Origin of the sequence: Microlunatus flavus (assembly GCF_900110855.1) — a bacterium.
In the GTDB taxonomy this organism is placed as follows: domain Bacteria; phylum Actinomycetota; class Actinomycetes; order Propionibacteriales; family Propionibacteriaceae; genus Microlunatus; species Microlunatus flavus.
Genome location: NZ_FOFA01000001.1, coordinates 140,416 through 166,997, shown reverse-complemented (window position 1 = coordinate 166,997; position 26,582 = coordinate 140,416). Strand labels below are relative to the sequence as shown.

The 26,582-nt window shown below is 73.5% G+C and carries 26 protein-coding genes; 16 read left to right on the top strand and 10 right to left on the bottom strand.

Going from position 1 to position 26,582, the window contains the following annotated elements:
- Window positions 1-157: 157 nt before the first annotated feature.
- Both BMY04_RS00790 and BMY04_RS00785 read right to left on the bottom strand, forming a co-directional pair.
- Window positions 158-1,123 carry a sulfotransferase family protein gene (locus tag BMY04_RS00790; RefSeq protein WP_091177238.1) on the bottom strand — a complete coding sequence of 322 codons (966 nt, stop codon included), beginning with the start codon at window positions 1,121-1,123 and terminating at the stop codon, window positions 158-160.
- Between the two features lie 68 nt (window positions 1,124-1,191).
- A complete protein-coding gene (locus BMY04_RS00785; RefSeq protein ID WP_232506015.1) occupies window positions 1,192-1,746 on the bottom strand; it encodes an inorganic diphosphatase in 555 nt (184 codons plus the stop codon).
- Window positions 1,747-1,856: 110 nt separating this feature from the next.
- Here BMY04_RS00785 and dacB point away from each other — a divergent pair, with 110 nt between their 5' ends.
- The 3 genes from dacB (at window position 1,857) to tilS (ending at window position 5,674) form a co-directional block, all read left to right on the top strand.
- On the top strand, window positions 1,857-3,314 hold the full coding sequence (dacB, locus tag BMY04_RS00780; protein WP_091177236.1) for a D-alanyl-D-alanine carboxypeptidase/D-alanyl-D-alanine endopeptidase: 1,458 nt from the start codon (window positions 1,857-1,859) through the stop codon (window positions 3,312-3,314).
- A gap of 315 nt (window positions 3,315-3,629) precedes the next feature.
- Entirely contained in the window at window positions 3,630-4,712 is a 1,083-nt protein-coding gene (locus tag BMY04_RS00775; RefSeq protein ID WP_232506014.1) for a zinc-dependent metalloprotease, read from the top strand.
- 5 nt (window positions 4,713-4,717) lie between these two features.
- On the top strand, window positions 4,718-5,674 hold the full coding sequence (gene tilS, locus BMY04_RS00770; RefSeq protein ID WP_091177234.1) for a tRNA lysidine(34) synthetase TilS: 957 nt from the start codon (window positions 4,718-4,720) through the stop codon (window positions 5,672-5,674).
- Here tilS and BMY04_RS00765 read toward each other — a convergent pair.
- Both BMY04_RS00765 and BMY04_RS00760 read right to left on the bottom strand, forming a co-directional pair.
- Entirely contained in the window at window positions 5,658-6,056 is a 399-nt protein-coding gene (locus tag BMY04_RS00765) for a type II toxin-antitoxin system VapC family toxin (RefSeq protein WP_091177233.1), read from the bottom strand. The genes tilS and BMY04_RS00765 overlap by 17 nt on opposite strands.
- Complete coding sequence (locus BMY04_RS00760; RefSeq protein WP_170853929.1) at window positions 6,053-6,304, bottom strand: type II toxin-antitoxin system VapB family antitoxin; 252 nt, start codon at window positions 6,302-6,304, stop codon at window positions 6,053-6,055. Before BMY04_RS00760 ends, BMY04_RS00765 begins: the two co-directional genes overlap by 4 nt.
- 81 nt (window positions 6,305-6,385) lie before the next feature.
- Here BMY04_RS00760 and hpt point away from each other — a divergent pair, with 81 nt between their 5' ends.
- Both hpt and ftsH read left to right on the top strand, forming a co-directional pair.
- On the top strand, window positions 6,386-6,937 hold the full coding sequence (gene hpt, locus BMY04_RS00755; RefSeq protein WP_091177231.1) for a hypoxanthine phosphoribosyltransferase: 552 nt from the start codon (window positions 6,386-6,388) through the stop codon (window positions 6,935-6,937).
- A gap of 126 nt (window positions 6,938-7,063) precedes the next feature.
- Window positions 7,064-9,193, top strand: a complete 2,130-nt coding sequence (gene ftsH / locus BMY04_RS00750) for an ATP-dependent zinc metalloprotease FtsH (protein ID WP_091177230.1) — start codon at window positions 7,064-7,066, stop codon at window positions 9,191-9,193.
- A 187-nt stretch (window positions 9,194-9,380) separates the two neighbouring features.
- Here ftsH and BMY04_RS00745 read toward each other — a convergent pair whose 3' ends face one another.
- The gene (locus BMY04_RS00745; protein ID WP_232506013.1) at window positions 9,381-10,136 is read right to left on the bottom strand and encodes a CDP-alcohol phosphatidyltransferase family protein; all 756 of its coding nucleotides are present in this window, start codon (window positions 10,134-10,136) and stop codon (window positions 9,381-9,383) included.
- 136 nt (window positions 10,137-10,272) lie between these two features.
- Between BMY04_RS00745 and folE the strand changes: the two genes are divergently transcribed.
- Window positions 10,273-10,878 carry a GTP cyclohydrolase I FolE gene (folE, locus tag BMY04_RS00740; RefSeq protein ID WP_269766189.1) on the top strand — a complete coding sequence of 202 codons (606 nt, stop codon included), beginning with the start codon at window positions 10,273-10,275 and terminating at the stop codon, window positions 10,876-10,878.
- Between the two features lie 281 nt (window positions 10,879-11,159).
- On the opposite strand, the gene BMY04_RS00735 is transcribed toward folE, so the two are convergent.
- The gene (locus tag BMY04_RS00735; RefSeq protein WP_091177228.1) at window positions 11,160-12,296 is read right to left on the bottom strand and encodes a neutral zinc metallopeptidase; all 1,137 of its coding nucleotides are present in this window, start codon (window positions 12,294-12,296) and stop codon (window positions 11,160-11,162) included.
- Between the two features lie 76 nt (window positions 12,297-12,372).
- Between BMY04_RS00735 and folP the strand changes: the two genes are divergently transcribed.
- The 5 genes from folP to BMY04_RS00710 all read left to right on the top strand — a co-directional run bounded on the left by folP (window position 12,373) and on the right by BMY04_RS00710 (window position 15,589).
- Window positions 12,373-13,230, top strand: coding sequence for a dihydropteroate synthase (gene folP / locus BMY04_RS00730; RefSeq protein ID WP_091177227.1), 858 nt, complete (start codon window positions 12,373-12,375; stop codon window positions 13,228-13,230).
- Window positions 13,231-13,268: 38 nt separating this feature from the next.
- On the top strand, window positions 13,269-13,757 hold the full coding sequence (folB, locus tag BMY04_RS00725; protein ID WP_091177226.1) for a dihydroneopterin aldolase: 489 nt from the start codon (window positions 13,269-13,271) through the stop codon (window positions 13,755-13,757).
- Complete coding sequence (folK, locus tag BMY04_RS00720; protein WP_091177225.1) at window positions 13,757-14,311, top strand: 2-amino-4-hydroxy-6-hydroxymethyldihydropteridine diphosphokinase; 555 nt, start codon at window positions 13,757-13,759, stop codon at window positions 14,309-14,311. The genes folB and folK overlap by 1 nt, the downstream gene beginning before the upstream one ends.
- 37 nt (window positions 14,312-14,348) lie before the next feature.
- Entirely contained in the window at window positions 14,349-14,852 is a 504-nt protein-coding gene (locus BMY04_RS00715) for a DUF3180 domain-containing protein (RefSeq protein ID WP_091177224.1), read from the top strand.
- Between the two features lie 77 nt (window positions 14,853-14,929).
- Window positions 14,930-15,589, top strand: coding sequence for a hypothetical protein (locus BMY04_RS00710; RefSeq protein WP_139209693.1), 660 nt, complete (start codon window positions 14,930-14,932; stop codon window positions 15,587-15,589).
- A 181-nt stretch (window positions 15,590-15,770) separates the two neighbouring features.
- Here the strand turns inward: BMY04_RS00710 and BMY04_RS00705 are convergent, their stop codons facing one another.
- Entirely contained in the window at window positions 15,771-16,940 is a 1,170-nt protein-coding gene (locus BMY04_RS00705) for an NADH-quinone oxidoreductase subunit D-related protein (RefSeq protein ID WP_198409867.1), read from the bottom strand.
- 4 nt (window positions 16,941-16,944) lie between these two features.
- On the bottom strand, window positions 16,945-18,015 hold the full coding sequence (locus tag BMY04_RS00700; RefSeq protein WP_091177222.1) for an SAM-dependent methyltransferase: 1,071 nt from the start codon (window positions 18,013-18,015) through the stop codon (window positions 16,945-16,947).
- 6 nt (window positions 18,016-18,021) lie between these two features.
- Here BMY04_RS00700 and BMY04_RS00695 point away from each other — a divergent pair, with 6 nt between their 5' ends.
- The 5 genes from BMY04_RS00695 to BMY04_RS00675 all read left to right on the top strand — a co-directional run bounded on the left by BMY04_RS00695 (window position 18,022) and on the right by BMY04_RS00675 (window position 24,718).
- Window positions 18,022-19,896, top strand: coding sequence for an L-aspartate oxidase (locus BMY04_RS00695; RefSeq protein ID WP_091177221.1), 1,875 nt, complete (start codon window positions 18,022-18,024; stop codon window positions 19,894-19,896).
- Window positions 19,893-20,834 carry a carboxylating nicotinate-nucleotide diphosphorylase gene (nadC, locus tag BMY04_RS00690; RefSeq protein WP_091177220.1) on the top strand — a complete coding sequence of 314 codons (942 nt, stop codon included), beginning with the start codon at window positions 19,893-19,895 and terminating at the stop codon, window positions 20,832-20,834. Before BMY04_RS00695 ends, nadC begins: the two co-directional genes overlap by 4 nt.
- Window positions 20,835-20,898: 64 nt before the next feature.
- Entirely contained in the window at window positions 20,899-21,243 is a 345-nt protein-coding gene (locus BMY04_RS00685; protein WP_091177219.1) for a histone-like nucleoid-structuring protein Lsr2, read from the top strand.
- A 382-nt stretch (window positions 21,244-21,625) separates the two neighbouring features.
- Window positions 21,626-24,178 (top strand): ATP-dependent Clp protease ATP-binding subunit, encoded by a 2,553-nt coding sequence (locus BMY04_RS00680; RefSeq protein ID WP_091177218.1) that lies wholly within the window; start codon window positions 21,626-21,628, stop codon window positions 24,176-24,178.
- Between the two features lie 150 nt (window positions 24,179-24,328).
- Window positions 24,329-24,718: a DUF2255 family protein gene (locus BMY04_RS00675; RefSeq protein ID WP_091177217.1), complete on the top strand. Its 390-nt coding sequence runs from the start codon at window positions 24,329-24,331 to the stop codon at window positions 24,716-24,718.
- A 4-nt stretch (window positions 24,719-24,722) separates the two neighbouring features.
- On the opposite strand, the gene BMY04_RS00670 is transcribed toward BMY04_RS00675, so the two are convergent.
- Together BMY04_RS00670 and BMY04_RS00665 are read right to left on the bottom strand one after the other, a co-directional pair.
- Window positions 24,723-25,685, bottom strand: coding sequence for an alpha/beta fold hydrolase (locus tag BMY04_RS00670; protein WP_170853928.1), 963 nt, complete (start codon window positions 25,683-25,685; stop codon window positions 24,723-24,725).
- A gap of 5 nt (window positions 25,686-25,690) precedes the next feature.
- On the bottom strand, window positions 25,691-26,578 hold the full coding sequence (locus tag BMY04_RS00665; RefSeq protein WP_232506012.1) for an aldo/keto reductase: 888 nt from the start codon (window positions 26,576-26,578) through the stop codon (window positions 25,691-25,693).
- Window positions 26,579-26,582: the final 4 nt, after the last annotated feature.

Here is a 26,582-nt window from a genome sequence, read left to right as displayed (position 1 = left end):
GAGGTCCGCTTTCCACAGGGCTGCGTGAACCTCTGGCAGCAGAAAGCGCGATTCGGGGCGCTACTCGTGACTTCTGCTGCCAGAAGTTTGTCGGAGGGTCGGGAGGGGAGTGGGAAGGGGGAGGTGGTGAGGGTGGGCGGCGGGTGAGGCCGGCGCTTCAGCGCGCGGCGCGCTCGGTGAAGGAACCGCGGCCCTCGACCGAGCGCCAGTCGTCGAACGACTGGCCGAGGACGTCCTCGAGGAGGCCGATGTCGTCGGTGCAGCCCTCGAGGAGCTCGGCGCGCTGGTCGGGCGTGAGGCGGGGACGGCGGTCGGGGCCGCCGGCCTGCAGCGCGCGGGTGAGGGGACGGCTCGCCCGGCGCCAGACCTGCGGGGGAGCGTACGCACCGGCGGCCGCGCCCAGCCGGATCGCGCGGCTCAGCGCCTCGGTGCGCAGGCCGGGCCTGACGAACCCGCGCGAGTTGTCCGGCGGAACCGTGCCGACGCGGCCCTCCTCGACGCCCAGGAACCGCGCCACCGTGTCGAGGGTCTCGACGGGTGCGTCGACGAGCTGGCGGTAGCGCAGCACGAGCACGCGGTCCCGCTCGACGTGGTCGAAGAGGTCGGCGAGCTGCTCGCCGTAGCGCCCCGTGCGCCGGTAGTGCCAGAACGGCGCCCACCCGGACGCGATGCGCTCGTCCTCGGCCCGGCACGCCGCCACCACGTCGGCCTCGGGCTCGAGCCCGTCGACGTAGAGGTGCATCCAGTTCGAGTACGCGCGGTCGACCGGGTCGCGCACGACGACGACGAGCTTCGCGTCCGGGAGCTCCTCGGCGATGCGGCGCCGCGCCGAGCGCAGGTACAGGTAGAAGGGCGTGCTCTCCAGCCGCACCGAACCTTCCGGCGCGGCGTCGAACAGGGCTGCGTAGTCGTCGGCGCGCCAGACCCACTCCTGCTGGCTGTGCGCGTCGCCCGGTCCGACGTACGCCGGCGGCGGCGCGTCGGTGCACATGTAGTACTTGGGTTCCTTGACCGGCGAGGCGTGGACCTGCGGGTGCCGCGCCAGAGCGGCGTGCAGCGCGCTGGTCCCGGCCTTCGGGGCGCCGACGACCAGCGCGTCCGGACGGGATTCCCTAGTGGACATGCCGGGATGCTAGCGAAAGCGGGAGCTCCCGGGTGCCCGCGCCCAGCGGCGCCGGTCCCGCAGGTCCGTCAGAGGTGCGAGAGCTCCCCGGCCGCGTAGTCGGTGCCGACGGCGCGATCGAAGCTGGCGCGCACCTCGGCCTCGGCCTCCTCGACGCCCACCCAGGTCGCGCCCTCGACGGACTTGCCGGGCTCGAGGTCCTTGTAGACCGTGAAGAAGTGCTCGATCTCGAGCAGCAGGTACTCGCGCACGTTGGTGATGTCGCGCAGGTGGTCGCGGCGGACGTCCTTGGACGGCACGCACAGCACCTTGTCGTCGCCGCCCGCCTCGTCGGTCATCCGGAACATCGCGATCGCGCGGCAGCGGATGAGGCAGCCGGGGAACGTGGGCTCGGAGACCATGACCAGCGCGTCGAGCGGGTCGCCGTCCTGGCCGAGCGTGCCCTCGATGAAGCCGTAGTCGGCGGGGTACGCCGTCGAGGTGAACAGCGTGCGGTCCAGCCGGATGCGGCCGGTCGCGTGGTCGACCTCGTACTTGTTCTTGTTGCCCTTGGGGATCTCGACCGTGACGTCGAACTCGAGTCCGCTGAGCTCGCGCACGTTCTCCGCGTTGGGTGCAGTCACGCCGACCTCCATACACTGACCGGGCTGCGGATGGTGCCGCCCCGGGTGCCGCCCGGGGATTTGCGGACGGGGCCAGGCGCGAGCCTAGCGGTCGGGAAGGGGGCGCGCCCATGGGTCTGAGACGTCTGGTCGTCCCCGTCGTCGCCCTCCTCGTGGTGACGGCGCTGGTCCTGGGGCTCGTCAGCGGGGTGCTCGGCTCCCTCGCCCACCAGGGCCTCGAGGCCGCGGGGCTCCAGACGCGGGCCGCGCCCAGCACCGCGCCGTCCGGGGCCGTCGCGGCCTCGGCGTCGAGCGCGACCGCCACCGGCAGCCCGTCCCCGTCGCCCAGCGCGAGCCGCGCGCCGATGCCCGCCGCCGTCCTCGCCGGCACCGAGGGCGAGGGCCGGACCTCCGCCGCCCGGCTCGCCGAGCGCGTGCGCGGGGTGAAGGTCAAGGACTCCGGCGGCTACTCCGGCGAGGTCCGCGACCTGCGGACGGGTACCGTGCTCTTCGCCCACCGGGCCGACAAGGGCGCCATCCCCGCGTCGACCACCAAGCTGGTCACGGCGGCCGCCGCGCTGAACCTGCTCGGCGCCGAGCACCGCTTCGCGACGACCGTGGTCTCTCCGGCCAAGGGTCGCCTCGTGCTCGTGGGCGGGGGAGACCCGTACCTGCTCGAGAAGGCCTCGCGCGCCGAGCCCACCCGCGCTTCCCTCAGCACGCTCGCCCGCTCGACGGCCCGGACCCTGAAGGCCGACGGCGTCACGAAGGTGTCCCTCGGCTACGACGCCTCCCTGTTCTCCGGCCCCTCCTGGAACCCGACCTGGCCCGGCACGTACGGCGACGTCGCCTCGAAGGTGTCGGCGCTGTGGGTCGGCGAGGGCCGGACGACGCCGGGGGGCGGCGTGCTCGGACCCCGCCAGTCCGACCCGGCCAAGGAGGCCGGCAAGGCCTTCGAGCGCCAGCTGGAGCGCCAGGGCATCACGGTCACCAAGACGCAGAAGGCCAAGGCGCCGAAGGGTGCGCCGCGGGTCGCCTCGGTCTCCTCGATGACGCTCGAGCGGATCGTCGAGCACGTCCTCATGACCAGCGACAACGACGGCGCCGAGGTGCTGCTGCGGCAGGCGGCGATCGCGGCGGGGCGCAGGGGGACCTTCACCGACGGGACCGCGGTCGTGGCCGACCAGCTGCGTGACCTGGGTGTGCAGACCTCCGGCGTCCGGCTCCGCGACGGCAGCGGGCTGTCGCGCAGCACGCGCATCCCCGCGCGCACCCTCACCGAGCTGCTGCGGGTCGCCGGCGAGGACGACCACCCGAGGCTTCGGGCGCTGATCACGGGGCTCCCGGTCGCGGGCGTGGAGGGCAGCCTCGCGACCAAGTTCGGCGACGACGAGAGCCTCGCCGGGCGCGGCGTGGTGCGCGGCAAGACGGGCACGCTGACGAAGGTCCACGGCCTCGCCGGCACCATCACCACCCGAGACGGCGCGGTCCTGACCTACGCGTTCCTCGTGAACGACCCGAAGAACGACTACAACGCCACGGTCTGGCTGCAGCGCGTGACCGCGGCGATCAGCAAGTGCGGCTGTTGAGGGCTGCTGAATCTTCTGTCCTCGCTCCGCGCGCCGCGGTCGCATCTTCTGTCCTCGCTTCGCTCGGACGCGGTCGGTGCTCTGGTCCGGCGCCTTCCTCCCTCCCTCGCACGCGGAGGACGCCGCCTGCCGGAGTCCGGCGGGCGTGCTCCTCCGGTCGTCCAGGCGCCGGCGCACCGACCGGTGGTGGTCGAGCCCGGGTGCGCCGGATCCTGCGCCTCCGCCTGGACGACCGGATGGTGACGACACGCTTTTCGTCGTCACCGACCGCGTCCGAGCGGAGCGAGGACAACAGACGGGGCCTACGCTCGTCGCATGCCCCCAGCAGCGCCTCGCATGGTCGACTGGACGCTCGCTCGCACGACGGCGACGCGGCTGGTGCGACCCGGGCCCACGATCTCGGCCGACGGTGCCGCCGCGGCGGTCGCCGAGCTGCGGGAGGCGGCCTCGCGGGCCGAGCGCTACGTCACCGAGGTGACCGGGCTGGACGCCAGCTCCGGCAGCGCGCCGGTCCTCGTCGTCGACCGGCCGGGCTGGATCCAGGCCAACCTGGACGCGTTCCGCACGCTGCTCACCCCGCTCACCGACCTCGCCGAGAGCCGGATGGCCGACAACCCGCGCGCGAGCGCCGTCGGCTCCCGCGTCACCGGCGCCGAGATGGGCGTCCTGCTGAGCTACCTGGCGCCCAAGGTGCTCGGCCAGTTCGACCCCTTCTGGGCCGGACCGGACGGCGCCGAGGGCCGGCTCCTGCTCGTCGCGCCCAACGTCGTCGAGGTCGAGCGCCTGCTCCGGGTGCCGCCGAGCGACTTCCGCCTCTGGGTCTGCCTGCACGAGGAGACGCACCGGGTGCAGTTCACGGCGGTGCCGTGGCTGCGGCAGCACCTGCTCGGCCTCATCGGGCGCCTGGTCGGCACGGCCGACCTCGACGGCGGCGTCCTCGCGCAGGTCGTCAAGGAGGCCGTGCGCCGCATCGTGGAGGGGATCCGCGACGGCGAGGAGCTCTCGGTCCTCGACCTGGTCCAGACGCCGGCGCAGCGCGAGATCGTCGACGAGATCACCGCGGTCATGTCGCTGCTCGAGGGGCACGCGGACGTGGTCATGGACAGCGTCGGCCCCGAGGTGGTGCCGAGCGTCGCCCAGATCCGTGCCAAGTTCGACGTCCGCCGCCAGGGGCAGGGGCCCGACAAGATCGTGCGCCGCCTGCTCGGCCTCGACGCCAAGATGCGCCAGTACCGCGACGGCGCCGCCTTCTGCCGCCACGTCCTCGACGAGGTCGGCATGACGGGGCTCAACCGGGTCTGGACGTCGCCCGACACCCTGCCGAGCAAGGCGGAGATCGCCAACCCCCAGCTCTGGGTCATCCGCAACCATCCCGAGCCCGCCGCGCCCGCGGGCTGATCCCGGTGGCCCGCCGGGCCCTCGGTCGGGCGACGCTCGCCGTCGCGCAGGCCGTCGAGGCCGCCCTCACCCCCCAGGACACGGCGCTGCTCGTCGCCTGCTCCGGCGGCGCCGACTCCCTGGCCCTCGCGGCCGGGGTCGCGCACGTCGCCCCGCGGTCCGGGCGCGCGTACGCCGCCGTCGTCGTGGACCACGGGCTGCAGGACGGTTCGGCGGAGGTGGCCCGACGCGCGGCGCGGACGCTCGAGGGGCTGGGCCTGGACGCGACGGTCGTGGCGGTCGTCGTGGCCGCGGCGGGCGGGGGCCCGGAGGCCGCGGCCCGGGACGCCCGGTACACCGCGCTGCGGGCCGTGGCCGAGGACCGCGGGGCCACCCTGCTGCTGGGCCACACCCGCGACGACCAGGCCGAGTCGGTGCTCCTCGGGCTGGCGCGGGGGTCGGGGGCGCGCTCGCTGTCGGGCATGGCCGTACGGGCCGAGGGACTGCTGCGCCCGCTGCTGGGGGTGAGCCGCGCGACGACCCGCGCCTGCTGCGCCGAGCTGGGGCTGGAGCCCTGGGACGACCCGCACAACGCCGACCCCGCGTACGCCCGCGTCCGGGTCCGTGCCCGCGTGCTGCCCGTCCTCGAGGCCGAGCTCGGGCCCGGCGTCCCCGAGGCGCTGGCCCGCACCGCCGATCTGCTGCGGGCGGACGCGGACCTGCTGGACGCGCTGGCGGCCGAGGCGCGCGAGCGCGTGGAGGAGGACGGCGCCCTCGACTGCACCGGCCTCGCCGCGTTGCCCGCCGCCCTGCGGACCCGTGTGCTGCTTGCCTGGCTCCGCGACCTCGGCGCCCACGACCTGATCGCGCGCCACGTCGCCGCCGTCGAGGCGCTCGTCCTCGACTGGCACGGTCAGGGCCCGGTCGACCTGCCGGGGGTCCGCGTCGGACGCACCGACGGCGTGCTCAGAGGACCGACCTGACGTCGGTGTGGCCGAAGCCGCCGCCGACGAAGAGCAGCGGCTCCCGGCGCACCGAGGCGAGCGCGTAGGAGAAGCAGTCGCCGAAGTTGAGCCGGGCCGGATGACCGCTGCCCCTGCCGAAGTCGCGGTAGGCCTGACGAGCCACGCGAGCCTGCTCGGCGTCGAAGGGCACGACCTCGATGTCCAAGCCGCTGACCAGGGCGTCGACCTTCCTCGACAGAGCGGGCTTGCGACGGCGGTCGATCACGACCCCGAGCTCGACGTAGCTCGAGGCCGACATGGCACGTGCTCCCCCGTCGAGCCCAGTCAGCGCGCTGCGCACACGTGTGGCGCCTTGCTCCTCGAGGAGCAGGGCGACGACCGCCGAGGTGTCGACGATCACGCGGGCAGCCCATTCTCGTCGTAGAGGAAGTCGGTGCTGAGCGCGGCGCGGTCCTCGTCGGTGAGGAGATCGCGCATGTCGTCGAGGATCTCGTCCACCCGGCGGCGCCGCTCCTCCTGCTCGGCGTCCAGCCGACGGAGGAGCTGGCTGATCGCCTCTTCCACCACGCTCGTCTGGCTCAGCCCCGTGCGCTCGGCGGCCTGGCGCACGAGGTCGTGCACGTGCTCGTTCTTGATGTTCAGGCTCACGTCCACCATTCTACCGGCGACGTCTACCGTTCCACCCGACGAGTGGTCGGGGCTGGGGCAGGGCTGTGGCAGGCTGACGCCGTGGACGCCCCAGACCTCGGCAACGACCTCGAACGCGTGCTCTTCACCCCCGAGGAGGTGCAGGCCCGGATCGACGAGCTGGCGGCGCAGGTCGACCGCGACTACGAGGGCAAGGACGTGCTCCTGGTGGGCGTCCTGAACGGCGCGGTCATGATCATGGCGGACCTGTCCCGGGCGCTCTCGGTGCACTGCCGGATGGACTGGATGGCCATCTCCTCGTACGGCTCGGGGACCAAGTCCTCCGGCGTCGTGCGGATCCTCAAGGATCTGAGCACCGACATCGCCGGCATGGACGTCCTGGTCGTGGAGGACATCGTCGACACCGGCCTGACGCTGTCGTACCTGATCAGCAACCTGCGCTCGCGCGGCCCCGCGAGCCTGGAGGTGCTGACCGCCTTCCGCAAGCCGGAGGCGCTCAAGATGCCGGTCGAGGTGAAGTACGTGGGCTTCGACATCCCGAGCGAGTTCGTCGTGGGCTACGGCCTCGACTACGACCAGCACTACCGCAACCTCAAGGGTGTCGCGACGCTCGCGCCGCACGTCTACAGCTGAGGGCCGCCGCCGGCACCTCGACCGGGCTGTGCGCAGGACGGTGCGCTTTGCCCGGCACCGGTAACCTGGGCCGCCAGAGGGCGCACCTTTCTCGGGCTGCGCTGCTCCCGACACTCTAGGCAGGTCATGAACCTCAAGCGCATCTTCCGCGGTCCACTCATCTGGATCGTGCTCGCCGTGGTGGCGGTCGGGCTGCTGATCGACTTCAGCACGCGGCTCTCCGGCGGCTACAAGGAGGTGCCCACCTCCCAGGTCGTCGCCCTCATCAACGCCAACGACCCGCTGTCGGAGGTGACGCTGCGCGACCGCGAGCAGACCATCCAGGTCGTGACCAAGGGCCAGCCCGAGCAGCGCCTCGAGGCGACCTGGGTCGGCAACCAGAGCGACCAGATCATCGACCGGCTCAACCAGCGCGTCGCCGACAAGACCCTCGACAGCTGGGTGGGCGAGAACCCGCAGCCGAGCTTCTTCTCGAGCCTGCTGGCGACCCTGATCCCGTTCATCCTCATCGCGGTCGTGTTCTTCTTCCTGCTCAACTCCGTGCAGGGTGGCGGCAGCCGGGTCATGCAGTTCGGCAAGTCCAAGGCGAAGGTGGCCAACAAGGACACGCCGAAGACCACGTTCGCCGACGTCGCCGGGGCCGACGAGGCCGTCGAGGAGCTCCAGGAGATCAAGGAGTTCCTCGCCGAGCCGGCCAAGTTCCAGGCGGTCGGCGCCAAGATCCCCAAGGGCGTGCTGCTCTACGGCCAGCCCGGCACGGGCAAGACGCTGCTGGCCCGTGCGGTCGCCGGCGAGGCCGGGGTGCCGTTCTTCTCGATCTCCGGCTCCGACTTCGTCGAGATGTTCGTCGGCGTCGGCGCCAGCCGTGTCCGCGACCTGTTCGAGCAGGCCAAGGAGAACGCGCCGGCCATCGTCTTCATCGACGAGATCGACGCCGTCGGCCGGCACCGCGGCGCCGGCATGGGTGGCGGCCACGACGAGCGCGAGCAGACGCTCAACCAGCTGCTCGTCGAGATGGACGGCTTCGACGTCCGCGGCGGGGTCATCCTCATCGCCGCGACGAACCGTCCGGACGTCCTCGACCCCGCCCTGCTGCGTCCGGGCCGCTTCGACCGCCAGATCCCGGTCGAGAACCCCGACCTCAAGGGCCGCCTGCAGATCCTCAAGGTCCACGCGCAAGGCAAGCCGGTCTCGCCGGACGTCGACCTCGAGTCCGTCGCCCGCCGCACGCCGGGCTTCACCGGCGCCGACCTGGCGAACGTGCTCAACGAGGCCGCCCTGCTGACCGCGCGCTCCAACAGCAAGGTCATCACGAACGCCTACCTGGACGAGGCGATCGACCGCGTCGTCGCCGGCCCCCAGAAGCGCAGCCGGCTGATGAACGAGAAGGAGAAGTTGGTCACCGCGTACCACGAGGGCGGCCACGCCCTCGTCGCCGCGGCGCTGCCGGGCACCGACCCCGTGCAGAAGATCACGATCCTGCCGCGCGGGCGGGCCCTCGGCTACACGATGGTGCTGCCGGAGAACGACAAGTACTCCAACACCCGCGCCGAGCTGCTCGACCAGCTCGCGTACATGATGGGCGGCCGCGCGGCGGAGGAGCTCGTCTTCCACGACCCCACCACCGGGGCCAGCAACGACATCGAGAAGGCGACGAACGTCGCCCGCGCGATGGTCACCCAGTACGGCATGACCGAGCGCCTCGGCGCCATCAAGCTGGGGTCGGGCGACTCCGAGCCGTTCCTCGGCCGGGACTACGGCCAGGGCCGCGACTACTCCGAGGAGATCGCCGCGGTCGTCGACGAGGAGGTCTCGCGCCTCATCAGCAACGCCCACCAGGAGGCGTTCGACATCCTCACGGCCAACCGTGACGTGCTCGACGACCTGGTGCGGGCGCTGTTCGAGCACGAGACGCTCGACCGGGCGGCCGTCGCCGGCATCTTCCAGAACCTGCGGCTGTGGCCCAAGCGCCCCGCCTGGACGGGCTCGGACACCCGCGTCCCGTCGGAGCTCCCGCCGGTCAACCCGCCGCCGCGGATCGTGCCCCAGCCGAGCCTGAACGGCACCAACGGGCACGGCTCGAACGGCTACGGCCCGGGCGCCAACGGCAACGGCCACGGCCCGGTCGACGGGGGCGAGGGCGTCCCCGCCGGCGGCGCGCCGATCCCGCCGGGGCAGTCGCCGGTCCCGCCGCAGCTCCCGCAGGGCCCGGCCGGCGGCAGCAACCTCCCGCCGCGAGGACCCGACTTCCGCTAGTCGGCAGGACACCGCACACCACGACGCGGCCGCACCCAGCAGGGTGCGGCCGCGTCGTCGTTGGCGTGCGTCATGCACCGTTCTGGAGACGCAGCGGCCTCGGTGACGTGGCCCGGAGGCGTGCGGCCCAGAGACCTGGCGGCCCGGAGGCGCCATGGCCTCGCGGCTGGGTGACGGAGCCGGGCGATCAGGCGACGGAACGGACCCGGCGTACGCGGTCGACGCCGGTGAGCAGGACGCTGGCCACGCCGTAGTAGCCGAGGTAGGCCAGCGAGAGGATCAGCGCGACCAGGTTCGGGTGGGGCATGGTCGCCAGCACGACCGCGTACAGCAGCAGCCACACCCCTGCCAGCGTCAGGTTCAGCACGCGCGCCCGCGGGGTCCGCGAGGGGTAGAGGTACTTCACCGGCACGAAGACCAGCACGGCGCAGACGACGAGGATCGCCGTCGTGACCGCCGGCCCCAGGCCGAGGACGACGACGTAGAAGGCGACGACGTTCCAGTAGCTGGGGAAGCCGAGGAAGTAGTGGTCCTCGGTCTTGGCGTCGGTGCGGCAGAACTGCACGCACGAGGCGAGCAGCGGCAGGGCCGCGACGACCAGCCCCCAGGTGCCCTCGGGGAGCCGGTCGGTGGTGAGCAGCAGCACGACGGGCGCGAAGACGTACGTCAGGTAGTCGACGATGTCGTCGAGCCGGGCGCCGTCGAAGCCCGGGATCGTCTCGCTCACCCGCAGCCGGCGCGCCAGCATCCCGTCCGTGCCGTCGATGACGACGGCGGCGAGCAGGATCCACAGGGTCCGCTCGACCTCGCCGGCGAAGGCCGCGACGACGGCGAGCAGCGCGAGGACCGAGCCGCTGGCCGTGTAGAGGTGCAGCGCCCAGCCGGCGACGCGCAGGCCCAGCGCCGCCTGCTCTCGGTCCGACGTGACCTCCGCTGTCGTCACTCGGGCACTCCCTGCTCGTCGTCGTGGTCGCCGCTGCCGACGGAGCATGCCACAGGTGTGGCGTCCCGAGGGCGACGGCAACATCCTCACCCGGCTCGGACAAGATGTGGTGGTGAGCAGCCTCGACACACCCGACCTGGACCAGGAGGTCGACGAGACGCCGCCCGACGAGCGGCCGGGCGTCGACGAGCCCCGCATCGCCGCGGCGGTCCGCGAGATCCTCGCCGCCATCGGCGAGGACCCGGACCGCGACGGCCTGCAGAAGACGCCGGAGCGGGTCGCGCGGGCGTACACGGAGATGTTCGCGGGGCTGCGTCAGGACCCGCAGGACGTGCTAGCCACGACCTTCGACCTCGGTCACGACGAGCTGGTGCTGGTCAAGGACATCGAGGTGTGGAGCTGCTGCGAGCACCACCTCGTGCCCTTCACCGGGAAGGCGCACGTCGGCTACCTGCCCAACCCCGACGGACGCATCACCGGCCTGTCCAAGCTGGCGCGCCTCGTCGACGTGTACGCCAAGCGGCCCCAGGTCCAGGAGCGCATGACGACCCAGATCGCCGACGCCCTCGAGCGCTACCTCAAGCCCCGCGGCGTCATCGTCGTCCTCGAGTGCGAGCACCTCTGCATGACCATGCGCGGCGTCCGCAAGCCCGGCTCGAAGACGATCACCAGCGCCGTGCGAGGCCACCTCCGCACCAGCGCCACGACCCGCGCCGAGGCGATGAACCTCATCCGCGGCTAGGGCCAGCAACACCCCCCTGTGCTCCGAGCGCGCACCCGCCCCGGACGCCGACGACAGCAGCGACAGGTCGACGGCACGAGCGGACCCGCCAGAGTGACGCGCGGAGCGCGACCGTGAAGGAAGACCCTCAGGACGCGGCGCTGAGCGTGGATGGGCCTGGCGGGAGCCCGGGCGCGACCGCGTACGAGTGCGGGCGTGAGCTGCGCGCCCGGGCGGATGGTTGCGAAGCGCCGCGTGCTGAGGGTCTTCCGGCGCCAAGATCGAGGGCAGCCTGCGAAGAGCTAGGTGACCGACTTCGACGACGCAGACCACGTGTTGCAGTCGCCGAAGTCGCCGGAGTCGAGGCCGCGCTCGAGCCAGCCGAACTGCGCCTTGGACGAACCGTGGTCCGGCTTGCGGTCGTCGGGCGGGTCCTCGTCTCCGGTGTAGCTGTGCCACGACTTCAGCTCCGCGCGGTCCTTGCCCGAGACGTGCAGGCTCTTGCGGGCCGTGTGCAGGAAGACGCCCTCGAAGCACTGGGCCTGCAGCTCGAGGCGGCGGCTCAGGGCGTAGCGCTGCTTATTGGACGCCTCGGCGTACTGGTCGGAGTAGCCGTTGAGCATGCCCGTCGTGAGCTGCACGTGGTGGCCGAACTCGTGGGCGACGAGGCCTACGTAGCCGAGGCGGGCGAACGTGTACGCCTCCCGGCCGTCGTCGACGGTGTCGGGCCAGTAGATGGTGCTGGTGCGGGAGCAGTAGTAGGCGGGTGACCCGCTCTGCCCGAACGTGCTGCAGGGGGTCTCCAGCTGCTTGTGGTACGTCTTCACCTTCGGCGTCTCGAGGACGAACCCGCGGGCGGCGAGCGGGCCGCGGAAGGCCTTGGTCAGGCAGCCCACGACCTCGGTCAGGTAGGGCTGGAGCTTCTTGTTCGCCAGCGGCGGCTTGGGTCGGCGCACCTCGAGGTCGCAGGAGGTCGTCACGCCGCCGAGGTCGATCCCGTACAGGGTGTTGCGCTCCAGGCTGCGGTTCGGTCCCGCAGGGGCGCTCGGCGGCTCGGCGGCGGTGGGCAGCGGGTCGGCCGGGGCGGCGGTCGGGGCCGTGGTGCCCGGGACGGGGACGGGCGTCGGGCTCGGCGTGGGGGACACGCTGGGCACGGAGGGCGGGCTGGTCGGCGCCGAGGCCGGCGTGACGCGCCGGGCGGACGCGGTCGCCGTCGTCGGCGCTGCCGGGTCGGCACGGTCGTGGTTCCGGGCCGCCATCACGATGCTGGTGGCGACGAGGCCGGTGAGGACGGCGGCGCTGACCAGAGCGAGCACCACCGGCCAGCGACGGCCGGGCTCCGGCTCGCGGGCGTGCCGCGGACCCGGCTCCGCTCCCCGGCCCAGGTGCTCGCGGGGCTCGCGCCCGCGGTCGCCCCAGGGGTCCTCGGGCGCCGGCATCGCACGAGCATAGACAGCGCACGCCCCGCAGGGCCGGTTTCGCGCCGCGGCCCGCCGCCTCTCTAGGGTGGAGAGCATGCACTTCCCGGTGGTGCCCGGCCTGCCGGCCCCGGGACGCACGCTCGTGATGGGCGTGGTGAACGTGACGCCCGACTCCTTCTCCGACGGCGGGACGTGGTTCGCGCCGGACGCGGCGCTCACGCACGGGCTGGAGCTCCTCGCCGAGGGCGCCGACGTCGTGGACGTGGGCGGCGAGTCGACCCGTCCGGGGGCCGTGCGGCCCGACCCGGACGAGGAGCTGCGCCGGGTGCTTCCCGCCGTCGAGGGCCTGGTCGCCGAGGGCGCCTGCGTCAGCGTCGACACCATGCGGGCCGAGGTCGCCGAGGCCGCGGTCGCGGCCGGTGCGCGGCTGGTCAACGACGTCTCCGGTGGTCGCGCCGACCCGGCGATGCTGCCGACCGTGGCCCGGCTCGGGGTGGCGTACGTGTGCATGCACTGGCGCGGGCACGCCCGGACGATGCAGGGCCGGGCCGTCTACGACGACGTGGTGGTCGACGTGGCCCGCGAGCTCGGCGAGCAGGCGGACCACGCGCGGTCGCTCGGGGTGCGCGACGACCGGCTGGTGCTGGACGCGGGCTTCGGGTTCGCCAAGACCGGCGAGCACAACTGGCAGCTGCTGGACCGCTTCGACGAGCTCGCCGCCCTCGGCCTGCCGCAGCTGGTCGGCGTCTCGCGCAAGTCCTTCCTCGGCACCCTGCTGCCCGGCCCGGACGGGCACCCGCGGGCGCCCCAGGGCCGCGACGACGCCACCGTCGCGCTGACCGCCCTCCTCGCCCGGCAGGGCGTCTGGGGCGTCCGCGTCCACGCCGTCCGGGCCAACCGGGACGCGGTCGAGGTCGTCCGCCGGCTGTCCACCGAGCGCGAGGGTGCGTAGGGGACGTCGGATAAGGTCGCCGTGCCTGGGGAGGTGGGATGACGAGCGCTGCGAACGACCTGGAGCCGACGCCGGCCGCGCCGAGCGGCGCCGCGTCGCGCACGACCCTGCCGCGTCCCGTGCCGGTGGGGACGCCGTACGAGCCGTTCTCCGAGCCGACCCCGGAGCCGACCGACCGGGTCGTCCTCACCGGTCTGCGGGCGCGCGGCCACCACGGCGTCTTCGGCTTCGAGCGCGAGCAGGGCCAGGACTTCGTCGTCGACGTCACGCTCCTGCTCGACCTCGCCCCCGCGTCGACCACCGACGACCTCGGCCGGACGGTCGACTACGGCGTCCTCGCCGAGGCCGTCGTCGCCGACGTCCAGGGGGAGCCCCTCAACCTCATCGAGGCGCTCGCCGAGCGCGTCGCGCAGACCTGCCTGCGCCAGCCGGGCGTCCGGCGGGTCGAGGTGACCGTCCACAAGCCCCAGGCGCCGATCTCGGTCGCGTTCACCGACGTGGCCGTCACGCTCACCAGGAGCCGCTGATGACCAGCCCCAACCCGCACGCGATCGACACCGACACGCTCAGCGGGATGAAGCCGCTGCGCAAGGTCGTCTACTCCCTCGGCTCCAACCTCGGCGACCGCCTGGGCAACCTGCAGGGCGCCGTGGACGCGCTGCGCGACACCCCCGACGTGATCGTCGTGGACGTGTCGCCGGTCTACGAGACGGCCGCCGTCGGCGGGCCCGACGACAGCCCCGACTTCCTCAACCTGGTCGTGGTCGCCGAGACCACCCTGGAGCCGCGCACGCTCCTCGAGCGCGCGCAGGCGATCGAGGACGCGTACGGGCGCGAGCGCAGCGGGCACTGGGCGCCGCGGACCCTCGACGTGGACCTGATCATGGTCGGCACCACGGTCGTCGACAGCGACGACCTCCGGCTGCCGCACCCTCTCGCCCAGGAGCGGGGCTTCGTCCTCGTGCCGTGGGCCGCGGTGGACCCGCGCGGGGAGCTGCCCGGGCAGGGACCGCTCGCCACCCTCGTCGACCAGGTCGACCGGTCGGGCATCGCCCGCCGCGACGACCTGGCCATCGACTGACGCGTCGAACCGGCACGGACCGACCCCTGCGCACCCGATGAGCCAGGCCCCCAGCGGCAACCAGGTCACCAGCACGCCCCGCCGGGCGCTGGTCGTCGCCGCGCTGTTCGGCGGGCTGGCGGGGTGGCTCCTCGCGATCACCACCGCCGCCCTCGACGTCGTCCCGCCGTCGATCCCCTGGTCGGCGCCGGTCGGACTGGTCGTCGTCGGTGCGCTGGTGGGCGCCATCGCGTGGTCGACGCACCAGCAGATCCAGGTCCGGCGCGAGCGCATGGAGCCGCAGCGCGCCGTCGCCTTCCTCGTGCTGGGCAAGGCCTCCGCCCTGGGCGGGGCGCTGGTGGCCGGTGGCTACCTCGGCTACGCGCTGTCGTTCGTCTCCCGCTTCGAGGCCGAGGGACCCCGTGAACGGGTCGTCCGCTCGCTCGTCGCCATCGTCGGCGGCGTCGGCCTCATGGTCGCCGGGCTGCTCCTCGAGCGGGCCTGCCGCGTCCCCCACGACGAGGACGAGGAGCGCGACCCGCGCCGTCCGGAGGAGGTCTGAGACCGTCGGCCACGCGTCCGGCGGCGCTGCTCGCGTGTCTGTCGGGCCAGGGCGCCGGACGGCTCTAAGGTCTGCGCATGACCCCTGCAGCGGCCCCGGCCGACCGTCGTGACCGTCCGGCCCGGCGGGAGCCCGTGGACCGGTTGCACCGGGCCACGCAGGTCGTCCTGGTCGCGGGCAGCGTCCTCGCGCTGGCCGCCGCGGCAGGCCCGCTCTGGCTGGTCCGCGTCGGGCTCGTCGTCGCCGTGGCGACGACCGTCGTCACGTGCGCCCTCGCCTGGCGCGAGCTGGCCGCCGCCCGGCGCCGGCACGCCCAGCGCCTGCTGGCGGTCGACCACCGGCACGGCGAGACGCTGCGCGACGAGCGGGCCCGCAACGCCGAGGTCGTGGACGCCCTGACCGAGCGCGTGAGCAGCGTCGGCATGGTCGTGGCGGGCCAGCGCACGGTCATCGCCCAGCTGCGCGGGGAGGTCGGCGTCCTCACCACCGAGCGCGACGCCCTGGTCGAGCAGGTCGCCGAGCGCGACGGGATCATCGGCCTGTTCCGCAGCAGCCTGCGCGAGCAGGAGGCGGCCCTGCTGGAGGTCCGCCAGGTCGAGCGCACCGGCGCCGAGGTCCACCACCTCCCGCGCCGCTCCCGCCCGGCCGACGAGCCCGCCGCCGAGGTCCTCGACCCGCAGATGGCCGAGCTGGCCATGGTGATGCCCAACTACGAGGCCACCCGCCGCGCGATTTAGCCTGGGCTGCCCGCTCGCGCACCGGGCGCCCCGATGCTCCGTCTTCCTCGCTGCGGGGCGCGACGAAAAGCGTGTCGTGCCCCTCGCTCGTCCAGACGGAGCGGCGCCCGGTCCCCGACGCTCGCGGGCTCTGTGGTCGGGCGAGCGCGTCGGCCCACCCGCCGTGGTCGCCTGTCGGTGATCACTTGTCCAGGTCGCCGACGACGTAGCCGATGGTGGCCAGCGTCGCCTCGAGGGCGTCGACGGGGACGCCGCGGAGCAGGGGCTCGAGCGCGGCGACGTGGTTGAACGACGGGGTGCGCAGCTTGAGGCGCCACGGGGTCTTCTCGCCTCGCGACACCAGGAACACCCCCGACACGCCGAGCGGCGCCTCGGTGGCCCCGTACGCCTCGCCCTCCGGCAGCCGCACCACCTTGCCGAGCCGGACGGCCACCTCGCCGTCGAGCTCGCGGAGCCGGGCGGCGCAGGCCTCGACCAGGTCGGCCGACACCCGCAGCTCGTGCACCAGCGTCGCCAGCCGGGCGTACGCGTCACCCGCGCCGGCCGGGTCCGGCCGCAGCAGCGACGCCAGCTCGGCGTAGGCCAGGTAGGGCCGCTGGCGGCGCAGGTCGACGTCCAACCCGCTGGCGCGGGCCGCCGGCCCGGTGACCCCGTACGCCTCGACGAGGTCGCGCGGCAGCACCGCCGTGCCGACGAGGAGCTCCTGGAGGGTCGCCGACGCCAGCTGCTCGTCGAGGCGGTCCGCGGCCTCGCGCACGGCGTCCAGGACCTCCAGCTCGGCGTCGAGCCAGGCGCCGTCCGCGTCCGCGGCGAGGCCGCCGACCCGGTTGACCATGGGGTGCACGCGGTTGCCGGTCAGGTCCTGCAGCTGCCGGCGCAGCGACTCGCGCAGCGCCGGGACCGACGACCCGACGCCGAGGCGGGAGGGGACCCAGCCGAGGAACCCCAGGTGGCTGAGCACGCGCGTGTGCTCGGCGAGCAGCGTGCGCAGCCAGAGCGCCCGGGGCGGGACCTCCAGGCCGAGCATTTGCTCGCAGGTCAGCGCGACGGTCAGCTCGGCGGCGAAGGGCGCCTGCCAGTCGTGGCGGTCGGCCAGCACCAGCACCTGCCGGTAGTCACGGACCTCGAAGAGCTTCTCCACCCCCCGGTGCAGGGCGCCGACGACGACGCCGGCCTCGGTGACGACGCCGTCCTCGACCCAGAGCCGCAGCTCGACGAGCCCCGTGCCGCTCGGGTGCTCGGGGCCGAGGTCGAGCAGCAGGGCGCCCGCGGGCGTGGCGCCCGTCTCGGGCAGCCGGGGCAGCACGCCGGGCCCGAGGGCGCCGACGAGCACGCGCAGCGGGGTGGGCACGGGGTCAGGGTAGGAGAGGAGCGTCCGGCGCGGCGGCCGCGCCCTGCAGGAGCCACCACAGCGGACCCCAGCGGCCGGGCGCGGTGAGCGACGCCAGCTCGCTGCGCCGCACCAGCGCCGCGAGCGGGTCGGCCCCGGACGCCGAGGCGTCGGTCTGCGGGTCGGCGGCGAGGTCGGCCAGGACCTCGGCCTGCCGGGCGAGCAGCAGGGTCTCCCCGCCGGCGCGGCGCCCGGCCGCTTCCAGGGCGTCCACGGCGACCCCGGCGGTCAGGTTGACGCTGCCGTCCGCGACGGGGGAGCGCTGCCGCCCTGCGGCGTACGCGGTCAGGCTGCCGGTCCGCGGTCGTCCGTCGGCGAGGTGGCCGTAGTCCACGGCCAGCGCACGTCCGCCACGGGCGACGGCTGCGGCCACGAGGTCCGCCCAGGCCGCGTCCCGCGGTGACCCGACCTCCGCGCGCGAACCCTCCTCGGCGCCCGGCCACCACCGGTCCAGCCAGGCCGCGTCCTCGGCGGCCACGACCCGGCCCTGTCGTTCGCGGCCCGACCCGTCGTGCGCCATCGCGTGCCAGACCTCGTGCCAGTCCTGCCGCTCCCGGACGGCGACCGTGGCCGGCAGGTCGTCGAGCCACTCGTGCGCCACCAGCAGCGGGCGCGCCCCGGTCGCGCACCAGCGTTCCGGCCCGCCCTGCTGCCACCGCCCCGCCCCGGCGTCCCAGTGGTCCACGACCCAGCCCACCCGGGGGTCGAGCCCGTCGGGTCGCGCCCGACGGTCCACGCCGACCAGCCCGACGCCCGGCAGCAGCGGGGCGAGCGCGGTGACCAGGCGACCGTCGCCCGCGCCCACGTCGACCACGACGCCCACGCCGGCCGGCGCCAGGGCCGCGACGGCGCGGGCGACGTGCGCGCCGACGCCGACGCCGGTCGTGAAGTGCGCCCCCGGCTGCTCCCGGGACCAGAAGCCGTCCTCGCCGTACGCGGCGTCGTCCCAGGCCTGGCGCCAGGACCGCCACCCGCCGGCGCCGCCCGTCCGCGCCGCCCCCGGCCGGGCCGGGCCCGTTTCGTCGTGCGAGACCATGGGGACATGCTGCCGACGTCGGCGGAGCTCGAGGACGAGCCCGCCCAGAGCACCCCGTCCACCCTGACCACCAGCGCGACCGCGGGCACCTCCACGAGGACCGCGACGGTTCCGCCGCGCCTGCACCCCAGCCCGAACCCGCCCCTGCCGCGCCGCCTCTCCGCCGAGCCCCCGGGCTGGGTGCGGGAGGTGGACGTCGTCGTGGTCGGCTCCGGTGTCGCCGGGCTCACGGCGGCGCTGGAGTGCCGCGACCGGCTGGGCGAGGCCAGCCGGGTCGTGGTCGTCACCAAGGACGTCGTCGCCTCCGGCTCGACGCGCTGGGCCCAGGGCGGCATCGCTTCGGTCCAGGCGGAGGGCGACACCGTGGCCGAGCACGTCACCGACACCCTCGTCGCGGGCGCCGGGCTCTGCGAGCCGGCCGCCGTGGACGTCCTGGTCCGCGAGGGCCCGGACGAGGTCGCGACGCTGGTCGCGCGGGGGACGCAGTTCGACCTCGACGCGACCGGGCGGCTCGCCCTGACGCGGGAGGGCGGCCACCACCGCAACCGCATCGCGCACGCCGGCGGCGACGCCACCGGTGCCGAGATCGAGCGGGCGCTCGTCGCGGCCGTGAAGTCCGACCCGGGCATCGAGATCGTCGAGCAGGCGCTCGTCCTGGACCTGCTGCCCGCCGCCACCGAGGACGGGCGGCCCGCGGTCGCCGGTGTGACCCTGCACGTCCTCGGCGAGGGCACGCGGCAGGGCGTCGGCGCCGTCCGCGCCCGGGCGGTGGTCCTCGCGACCGGCGGCATCGGGCAGATCTACGCCGTCACCACGAACCCGCCGGTGTCCACCGGCGACGGGGTCGCGGCGGCGCTACGGGCCGGTGCGCGGCTGCGTGACGTCGAGTTCATCCAGTTCCACCCGACCGTGCTGTTCCTCGGCACCGGTGCCCGCGGGCAGCTGCCGCTGGTCAGCGAGGCCGTGCGCGGCGAGGGCGGCCTGCTCGTGAACTCCGCGGGCGAGCGCTTCATGGTCGGGCAGCACGAGCTGGCCGAGTTGGCCCCGCGCGACGTGGTCGCCAAGGGGATCATGAAGGAGATGGCCCGTGAGGGCACCGACCACGTCTACGTCGACGGGCGGGCGCTCGGCGAGGAGACGTGGCGGGTCCGGTTCCCCACGATCCTGCACAGCTGCCGCCAGGCCGGCATCGACCCGACGACCGACCTGATCCCGGTCGCCCCCGCGGCGCACTACTTCTGCGGCGGGGTCGAGACCGACCTCGAGGGCGCGACGAACCTGGCCGGGCTGTACGCCTGCGGCGAGGTCGCCTCGTCCGGGGTGCACGGCGCCAACCGCCTGGCCTCGAACTCCCTGCTCGAGGGCCTGGTGTTCGCCGCCCGGATCGCCGACGCACTGGGCCGGGAGCTGCCGCCGCTGCGCGAGCCGCTCGACGACGCCCGCGAGGCCTGGCTGGTCGACCCGGCGGTCGTGCCCGCGCTGCAGCGCACCATGAGCCGCGACTGCGGCGGTCTGCGCAACGCCGTCGGGCTCGACCACGCCGCCGACCAGCTGGAGCGGCTCGCCGGCCGGCGGGTGACCTCGCCGGGCCTCGCCGCGTGGGAGGCCACCAACCTGCTCTGCGTCGCCGCCGCCGTGCTCGGCTCCGCCCGGGTCCGCGAGGAGTCGCGCGGGGCGCACTGGCGCGACGACTTCGGCGACCGGCGCGAGGAGTGGCAGCGCCACCTGGTCGTCCACGTGGGCCCGGAGGGGCTCGAGCACGAGCTGACCGAGGTCGGGAGCCCGACGAGCGCCAGCGAGGAGCGCTCAGCGGGGGGTTCGGGGGGTCGTCCCCCCGGGATGGACAGCCCGACGGGCGCGAGCGAGGAGAGCAGCCGATGAGCACCCGGATCACCGACCTGACCCAGGCCGAGGCGTTCGTCGCCGGGGCCGGCCTGAGCGTGGAGGCGCTGGCCGTGATCGTGGCCGAGGCGCTGGGGGAGGACCTCGGTGGACGCGGGGTGCTGCCGCCCGGCACCGGCAGGGGCGTCGACGTCACCTCGGTGGCCACGATCCCGGCCGACGCCACGGCGACGGCCGAGCTGGTGGCGCGCCGGCCGGGCGTGGTGGCCGGGCTGCCGGTGGCGGCGTACGTGCTGGCCGTCGTCCTCGAGGGGGCGGAGCAGCAGCCTGCCGGCGGCTGGAGCGTCGAGGTGCTCGCCACCGACGGCGACCGCGTCGAGACCGGCGACGTGCTCGTCCGCGTCCACGGCGGCACCCGTGCGCTGCTGACCGCCGAGCGCGTCGCGCTGAACCTGCTCACCCTCACCTCGGGGGTCGCCACGGCGACCCGGGCCTGGGTCGACGCCCTGGCCGGCACGGGCACCCGCGTGCGCGACACGCGCAAGACGACGCCGGGGCTGCGGATGCTCGAGAAGTACGCCGTGCGCGTCGCCGGTGGTGTCAACCACCGGATGTCGCTGGCCGACGCGGCCCTCGTCAAGGACAACCACGTGATCGCCGCGGGCGGGGTCGTGCCCGCGTACGAGCGCGTGCGGGCGATGTTCGGCGACCTGTGGATCCAGGTCGAGGTGACGACCGCGGAGCAGGCGCACGCGGTGGTCGACGCGGGCTGCACGGACGTCCTGCTCGACAACATGAGTCTCGCGGCCATGAGCGAGATCATTGCTTCGCTAAAAGGTCGCGCGGAATTCGAGGCCAGCGGCGGCCTGACTTTGGCGAGCGCGGTGTCGGTGGCCCAGACCGGGGTCGACTTCATTGCTGTGGGAGCCATCACGCATTCGGCTCCGATACTCGATATCGCGATGGACCTCGTGTGAACTTTTCTGCTCCTGCTGCGTTATCGTTCTTCCCGTCAGGAAAGTGATCCAGGGAAGGAAAGAAATGGCACAGCGGGTGGAGTACATCCTCGAGGACGATTTGGACGGCGGCAAGGCCGACGAAACCGTGCAATTCGGCCTCGATGGTGTGGAGTACGAGATCGACCTCTCGAGCGCGAACTACGAGAAGCTGAAGGACACCCTGGCGCCCTGGGTCGCCTCCGCGCGCCGCACGGGCGGTCGCCGCAAGCGCAACGCCGCCGGCATCGTCGCCCCGCGGGCCGCGACGAACGGCTCGTCCAACACCAGCGACATCCGCGCCTGGGCGCAGGAGAACGGCTACGAGGTCTCGTCGCGCGGTCGCGTGTCCGCCGAGGTCCGCGAGGCCTACGACAAGGCCCACGCCTGAGCGCTGCGCGCTCCTCGAGCCGCACACGCACGTCGACGGTTGCGCCCTGGGCGAACGCCCCTCCCCCGGGTGCGACCGTCTTCCCTGCCCCTGAAGGCCGTCGCGGCCCCGGTGCCACGCCGGAACGGGCGGCAACGGCCCCTGAACAGGCGTCAGGAAGGCTCGGGATCGGCGTCTTCGGCCGCTCGTAGGTGGAATCACCGCCCCTCGTCACAGCGTTGTCACCAGCACGGAACGTCCGACCACCCCCAGCGGGTGTCCCGGCGTGGTTCTCTGGAAGCACGACCAGGTCCGGCGCACGCCCTCCCGACTAGCATGAGACGGGCTGGAGGGCAGCCGCCGACGGGCGTCCGCACCGCAAGTAGCGAGGAGCACCGCAAGCATGTTCGAGAGGTTCACCGACCGGGCGCGTCGCGTCGTCGTGCTGGCTCAAGAAGAAGCCCGCATGCTCAACCACAACTACATCGGGACCGAGCACATCCTGCTCGGCCTCATCCACGAGGGCGAGGGCGTCGCCGCAAAGGCGCTGGAGTCCCTCGGCATTTCCCTCGAGGCCGTCCGCCAGAAGGTCGAAGAGATCATCGGCCACGGCCAGCAGTCGCCCAGCGGCCACATCCCTTTCACGCCGCGGGCGAAGAAGGTCCTGGAGCTCTCGCTGCGCGAGGCGCTGCAGATCAACCACTCCTACATCGGCACCGAGCACATTCTTCTCGGCCTCATCCGCGAGGGTGAGGGTGTCGCCGCTCAGGTCCTCGTCAAGCTGGGCGCCGACCTCAACCGCGTGCGCAACCAGGTCCTGCAGCTGCTCTCGGGCTTCCAGGGCAAGGAGGCCGCGACGTCCGGCGCTCCCGAGCAGGGTTCGACCCCGTCCTCGTCGATGGTGCTCGACCAGTTCGGCCGCAACCTGACGCAGGCGGCGCGCGAGAACAAGCTCGACCCGGTCATCGGTCGCGAGACCGAGATCGAGCGCGTCATGACCGTGCTCAGCAGACGCACCAAGAACAACCCGGTGCTGATCGGCGAGCCCGGCGTCGGCAAGACCGCCGTCGTGGAGGGCCTCTCGCAGGCCATCGTCCGCGGCGACGTCCCCGAGACGCTGCGCGACAAGCAGATCTACACCCTCGACCTCGGCGCCCTGGTCGCCGGCAGCCGCTACCGCGGTGACTTCGAGGAGCGCCTCAAGAAGGTGCTCAAGGAGATCAAGACCCGCGGCGACGTGGTGCTGTTCATCGACGAGATCCACACCCTCGTCGGTGCGGGTGCCGCCGAGGGTGCGATCGACGCCGCCAGCATCCTCAAGCCGATGCTGGCCCGGGGCGAGCTGCAGACCATCGGCGCGACGACCCTCGACGAGTACCGCAAGTACGTCGAGAAGGACGCCGCGCTCGAGCGCCGCTTCCAGCCGATCCAGGTCGCGGAGCCGTCGATCGCCCACACGATCGACATCCTGCGCGGGCTGCGTGACCGCTACGAGGCCCACCACCGCATCACCATCACCGACCAGGCCCTCGTGGCCGCGGCGCAGATGGCGGACCGCTACATCTCCGACCGCTTCCTGCCCGACAAGGCGATCGACCTGATCGACGAGGCCGGCGCCCGCCTGCGGATCCGTCGCATGACGGCGCCGCCGGACCTGCGCGAGTTCGACGAGAAGGTCGCCAGCGTCCGCCTCGAGAAGGAGGCGGCGATCGACGCGCAGGACTTCGAGCGCGCCGCGGGCCTCCGCGACGACGAGAAGAAGCTGCTGTCGGCGCGCGCCGAGCGTGAGGCGCAGTGGAAGTCCGGCGACCTCGACGTGGTCGCGGAGGTGGACGAGGAGATCATCGCCGAGGTGCTCTCGACGGCCACCGGCATCCCGGTGTTCAAGCTCACCGAGGAGGAGTCGGCCCGGCTGCTCCACATGGAGGACGAGCTGGGCAAGCGCTACATCGGCCAGCACGACGCGGTCCGGGCGCTCTCGCGCTCGATCCGGCGTACGCGGGCGGGTCTGAAGGACCCCAAGCGGCCGAGCGGCTCGTTCATCTTCGCCGGGCCCTCGGGCGTCGGCAAGACCGAGCTGACCAAGGCGCTGACCGAGTTCCTCTTCGGTGACGAGGACGCGCTCATCCAGCTCGACATGAGCGAGTACTCCGAGAAGCACACCGCCTCGCGGCTGTTCGGCTCGCCTCCCGGCTACGTCGGCTACGAGGAGGGCGGCCAGCTCACCGAGAAGGTGCGGCGCAAGCCGTTCAGCGTGGTCCTCTTCGACGAGGTCGAGAAGGCCCACCCGGACATCTTCAACTCGCTGCTGCAGATCCTGGACGAGGGTCGTCTGACCGATGCCCAGGGCCGCGTGGTCGACTTCAAGAACACCGTCATCGTCATGACGACCAACCTCGGCACGCGCGACATCGCCAAGAGCGTGTCGCTCGGGTTCAGCGCCTCGACCAACGCCGAGGGGTCGTACGAGAAGATGAAGGCGAAGGTCGCCGACGAGCTCAAGCAGCACTTCCGTCCGGAGTTCCTGAACCGCGTCGACGAGATCGTGGTGTTCCGCCAGCTCACGCAGGAGGACATCGTCCGGATCGTCGACCTGATGGTCGCCCAGATCGAGGCTCGCCTCAAGGACCGCGACATGGGCATCGAGCTCACGCCGGCCGCGAAGCAGCTCGTGGGCGAGCGCGGCTACGACCCGGTCCTCGGGGCGCGCCCGCTGCGCCGTGCGCTGCAGCGCGACGTCGAGGACATCCTCGCGGAGAAGATCCTGTTCTCCGAGCTCAACCCGGGCGAGATCGTCGTCGTCGACGTCGCCGACCCTGGGTCGGAGCACCCGTTCACCTTCACCGGGCACAAGCGGGACACCGCTCCCGACGCGCCGCCGGTGGAGTTCGACGGGATCATCGAGAACGGGCTCGAGGGCTTCGAGGAGCCCGGGGACAACGCCGCCAACGGCTGATCCCGCCTGACCGATCGACCAGCCGAGGCCCGGCACCGCGTTCGCGGTGCCGGGCCTCGCTGCGTCCGCGGGCGGTACCGGCGTGTCCGCCGGCGCGCCCCCACACCACCACGGTGCTGCTCGTCGAACGTCGGCGAGGACGATGGTGACGTGGGGGAGCGGACCGGAGGCTGGGAGCGAGACGAGCTGGCCGCGGTCGACGCCGCGGCCGAGCTGGAGATCGCCGTACGCCGGGATGACGGGGCGCTGCGCGCCTGGACGCCCGTCTGGGTGGTGCGGGTCGACGAGCAGGTGCTCGTCCGGAGCTGGTACCGGCGCGGGACGGGATGGTTCGGTGCCGTCCTCCGGTCACGGCACGCGCGGGTGCGGGTCCCGGGCCTGGAGGCCGACGTGACCGTCGACGACCTCGGGGACGCGGACCCCGTCCTCAGCGCCGCGGTCGACACCGCCTACCGGGCGAAGTACCGGGCCGGCGCGGGCTCGATGGTCACGCCCGAGGCGGTCAGCACCACGCTCCGGCTCGTGCCGTCGGGCAGGTGACTGCTCAGCGGTCGTCCGCCACGCCCTCGGCGCGCTCCTCCGCCCGCGCCTGCTCGGTCTTGCCGCGCGCGATCGTCGCGTCGTCGTCGGCGAGGATGCCCACGACCTCGGTCAGGCGGCCCGTGGCCGCCAGCAGCGCCCCGCGGAGAGCGGGCGGCCCGTCGTTCGCCTCGACCGTCTCCTCCGGCACCCGGCGCACCTCGTCGTCGGCGGGGAGGTCGCCCCGCACGTGGGCGACGCAGAGCCGGGCGACCTCCTCGGCGTCACGGTGCATGACCGAGTGGGCGGCGCCCGGGATGCGCCAGGCCCGTCCCCGCGGCAGCAGCCGCGCCACCTCCTGCGCCCACGACGGCGGGACCAGCCGGTCCTCCTCGCCGGAGACGACGAGCGTGCGCGCGCTCACGTGCGGCAGGACGTCCTCGACGCGGAAGCGCAGAACCGCGGGCAGGATGCGGAAGATCCAGCGGAGCCCGCACAGCGCGTACGCGTAGAGGGCCAGGGCGACCACGCGCGGTGGCTCGTGCAGGCAGGACTGGACGAACCGCAGCAGCACCGTCGACGCGCGGCGCTGCCGCGGGTCGGTCACCGGCGAGATGAGCACGACGTCGGACAGTGCGCGGGTGCTCGCCAGCGCCGCGACGATCTGCGTGCCCATGGAGTGGCCCACCAGGACCGGGTCCTCGAGGCCGAGCCGGTCGAGGACGCGGCCGACGAGCGCGGCGTACTCGTCGATGCTCAGGGGGTGGCGCGGGTGCGGCACGCCGCCGAAGCCGGGCAGGTCGAGCGCCACGACCGGGCCGAGCTCGTTGAGGCGGAGGGCCAGGCGCTCGAAGTAGTTCGAGGTGACGCCGATGCCGGGCACCAGGACGAAGGCCCGCGAGCCGTCCGCGCCCGCGGTGCTGACCCGGGCGTAGAGGCCGTCGGACCAGACCCGCTCGACGGTGACGTCGCTGCGCCGGCGTCCCACGCGGATCAGTGCCCGAACGTGTCCGAGTCGGTGAGGCCCTCGTCGCCCCGGTCGAGGCCGGCGATCGCCTCCAGGTCGTCCGGCGCCAGCTCGAAGTCGAAGACGGCGATGTTCTCGGCCAGGTGAGCCGGGTCGGTCGACTTGGGGATCGGGACGAGCCCCAGCTGCACGTGCCAGCGGAGGATCACCTGGGTCGGGGTCTTGTCGTAACGACGTCCGACGCGCGCCAGCACCTCGTCCTCGCGCAGCTCGGCGCTGCTCGCGCCGATCGGGCTCCACGACTCGGTCGCGGTGCCGTAGACGTCGTTGGCCGCGCGCACGTCGGGCCGCGTCGTGTACGGGCTCAGCTGCACCTGGTTGACGTCGAGGAAGATGCCGGTCTCGTCCACCACGCGCTGCAGGTGGGCGGGCTTGAAGTTCGAGACCCCGATGGCGTGCAGCAGGCCCTCCTCGCGCAGCGCCTCCAGCCCGCGCACGGCGTCGACGTAGGTGCCCTGGTCGGGGTTGGGCCAGTGCACGAGGAACAGGTCGAGGTAGTCGGTGCCCAGCCGCTCCAGGCTGGCCTCGCACGCCTGCCGCACGCCGTCGACGCTGTGCCAGCGCCGGTTGAGCTTGCTGGTCAGGAAGATCTCGGAACGGTCGACGCCCGAGGCGCGCAGCCCCTCGCCGACGCCGGCCTCGTTGCCGTAGTTCTCCGCCGTGTCGATGAGGCGGTAGCCCGCAGCGACCGCCTCCGCCACCTGGCGCACGACCGCCTCGCCCTGCACCGGGGAGGTTCCGAGGCCGAGCACCGGCATCTCGGCGCCGTGCACGAGCTTGCGCGTGGGCGCGAGTGGCGCCGGCATCGTGGGGATCGCGTCGGGGCGGGCGCTGTCGTCAGGAGTCAGGGACACCCCC

Bases quoted from the DNA above. Each gene is read 5' to 3' on its own strand.
- folB (WP_091177226.1), top strand. From the start codon at position 13,269: ATGACGAGCGCTGCGAACGACCTGGAGCCGACGCCGGCCGCGCCGAGC.
- BMY04_RS00680 (WP_091177218.1), top strand. From the start codon at position 21,626: ATGTTCGAGAGGTTCACCGACCGGGCGCGTCGCGTCGTCGTGCTGGCT.
- BMY04_RS00775 (WP_232506014.1), top strand. From the start codon at position 3,630: ATGCCCCCAGCAGCGCCTCGCATGGTCGACTGGACGCTCGCTCGCACG.
- dacB (WP_091177236.1), top strand. From the start codon at position 1,857: ATGGGTCTGAGACGTCTGGTCGTCCCCGTCGTCGCCCTCCTCGTGGTG.
- folP (WP_091177227.1), top strand. From the start codon at position 12,373: ATGCACTTCCCGGTGGTGCCCGGCCTGCCGGCCCCGGGACGCACGCTC.
- folK (WP_091177225.1), top strand. From the start codon at position 13,757: ATGACCAGCCCCAACCCGCACGCGATCGACACCGACACGCTCAGCGGG.
- BMY04_RS00695 (WP_091177221.1), top strand. From the start codon at position 18,022: ATGCTGCCGACGTCGGCGGAGCTCGAGGACGAGCCCGCCCAGAGCACC.
- ftsH (WP_091177230.1), top strand. From the start codon at position 7,064: ATGAACCTCAAGCGCATCTTCCGCGGTCCACTCATCTGGATCGTGCTC.
- BMY04_RS00685 (WP_091177219.1), top strand. From the start codon at position 20,899: ATGGCACAGCGGGTGGAGTACATCCTCGAGGACGATTTGGACGGCGGC.
- BMY04_RS00700 (WP_091177222.1), bottom strand. From the start codon at position 18,015: ATGGTCTCGCACGACGAAACGGGCCCGGCCCGGCCGGGGGCGGCGCGG.
- BMY04_RS00790 (WP_091177238.1), bottom strand. From the start codon at position 1,123: ATGTCCACTAGGGAATCCCGTCCGGACGCGCTGGTCGTCGGCGCCCCG.
- nadC (WP_091177220.1), top strand. From the start codon at position 19,893: ATGAGCACCCGGATCACCGACCTGACCCAGGCCGAGGCGTTCGTCGCC.
- BMY04_RS00735 (WP_091177228.1), bottom strand. From the start codon at position 12,296: ATGCCGGCGCCCGAGGACCCCTGGGGCGACCGCGGGCGCGAGCCCCGC.
- BMY04_RS00710 (WP_139209693.1), top strand. From the start codon at position 14,930: ATGACCCCTGCAGCGGCCCCGGCCGACCGTCGTGACCGTCCGGCCCGG.
- BMY04_RS00715 (WP_091177224.1), top strand. From the start codon at position 14,349: ATGAGCCAGGCCCCCAGCGGCAACCAGGTCACCAGCACGCCCCGCCGG.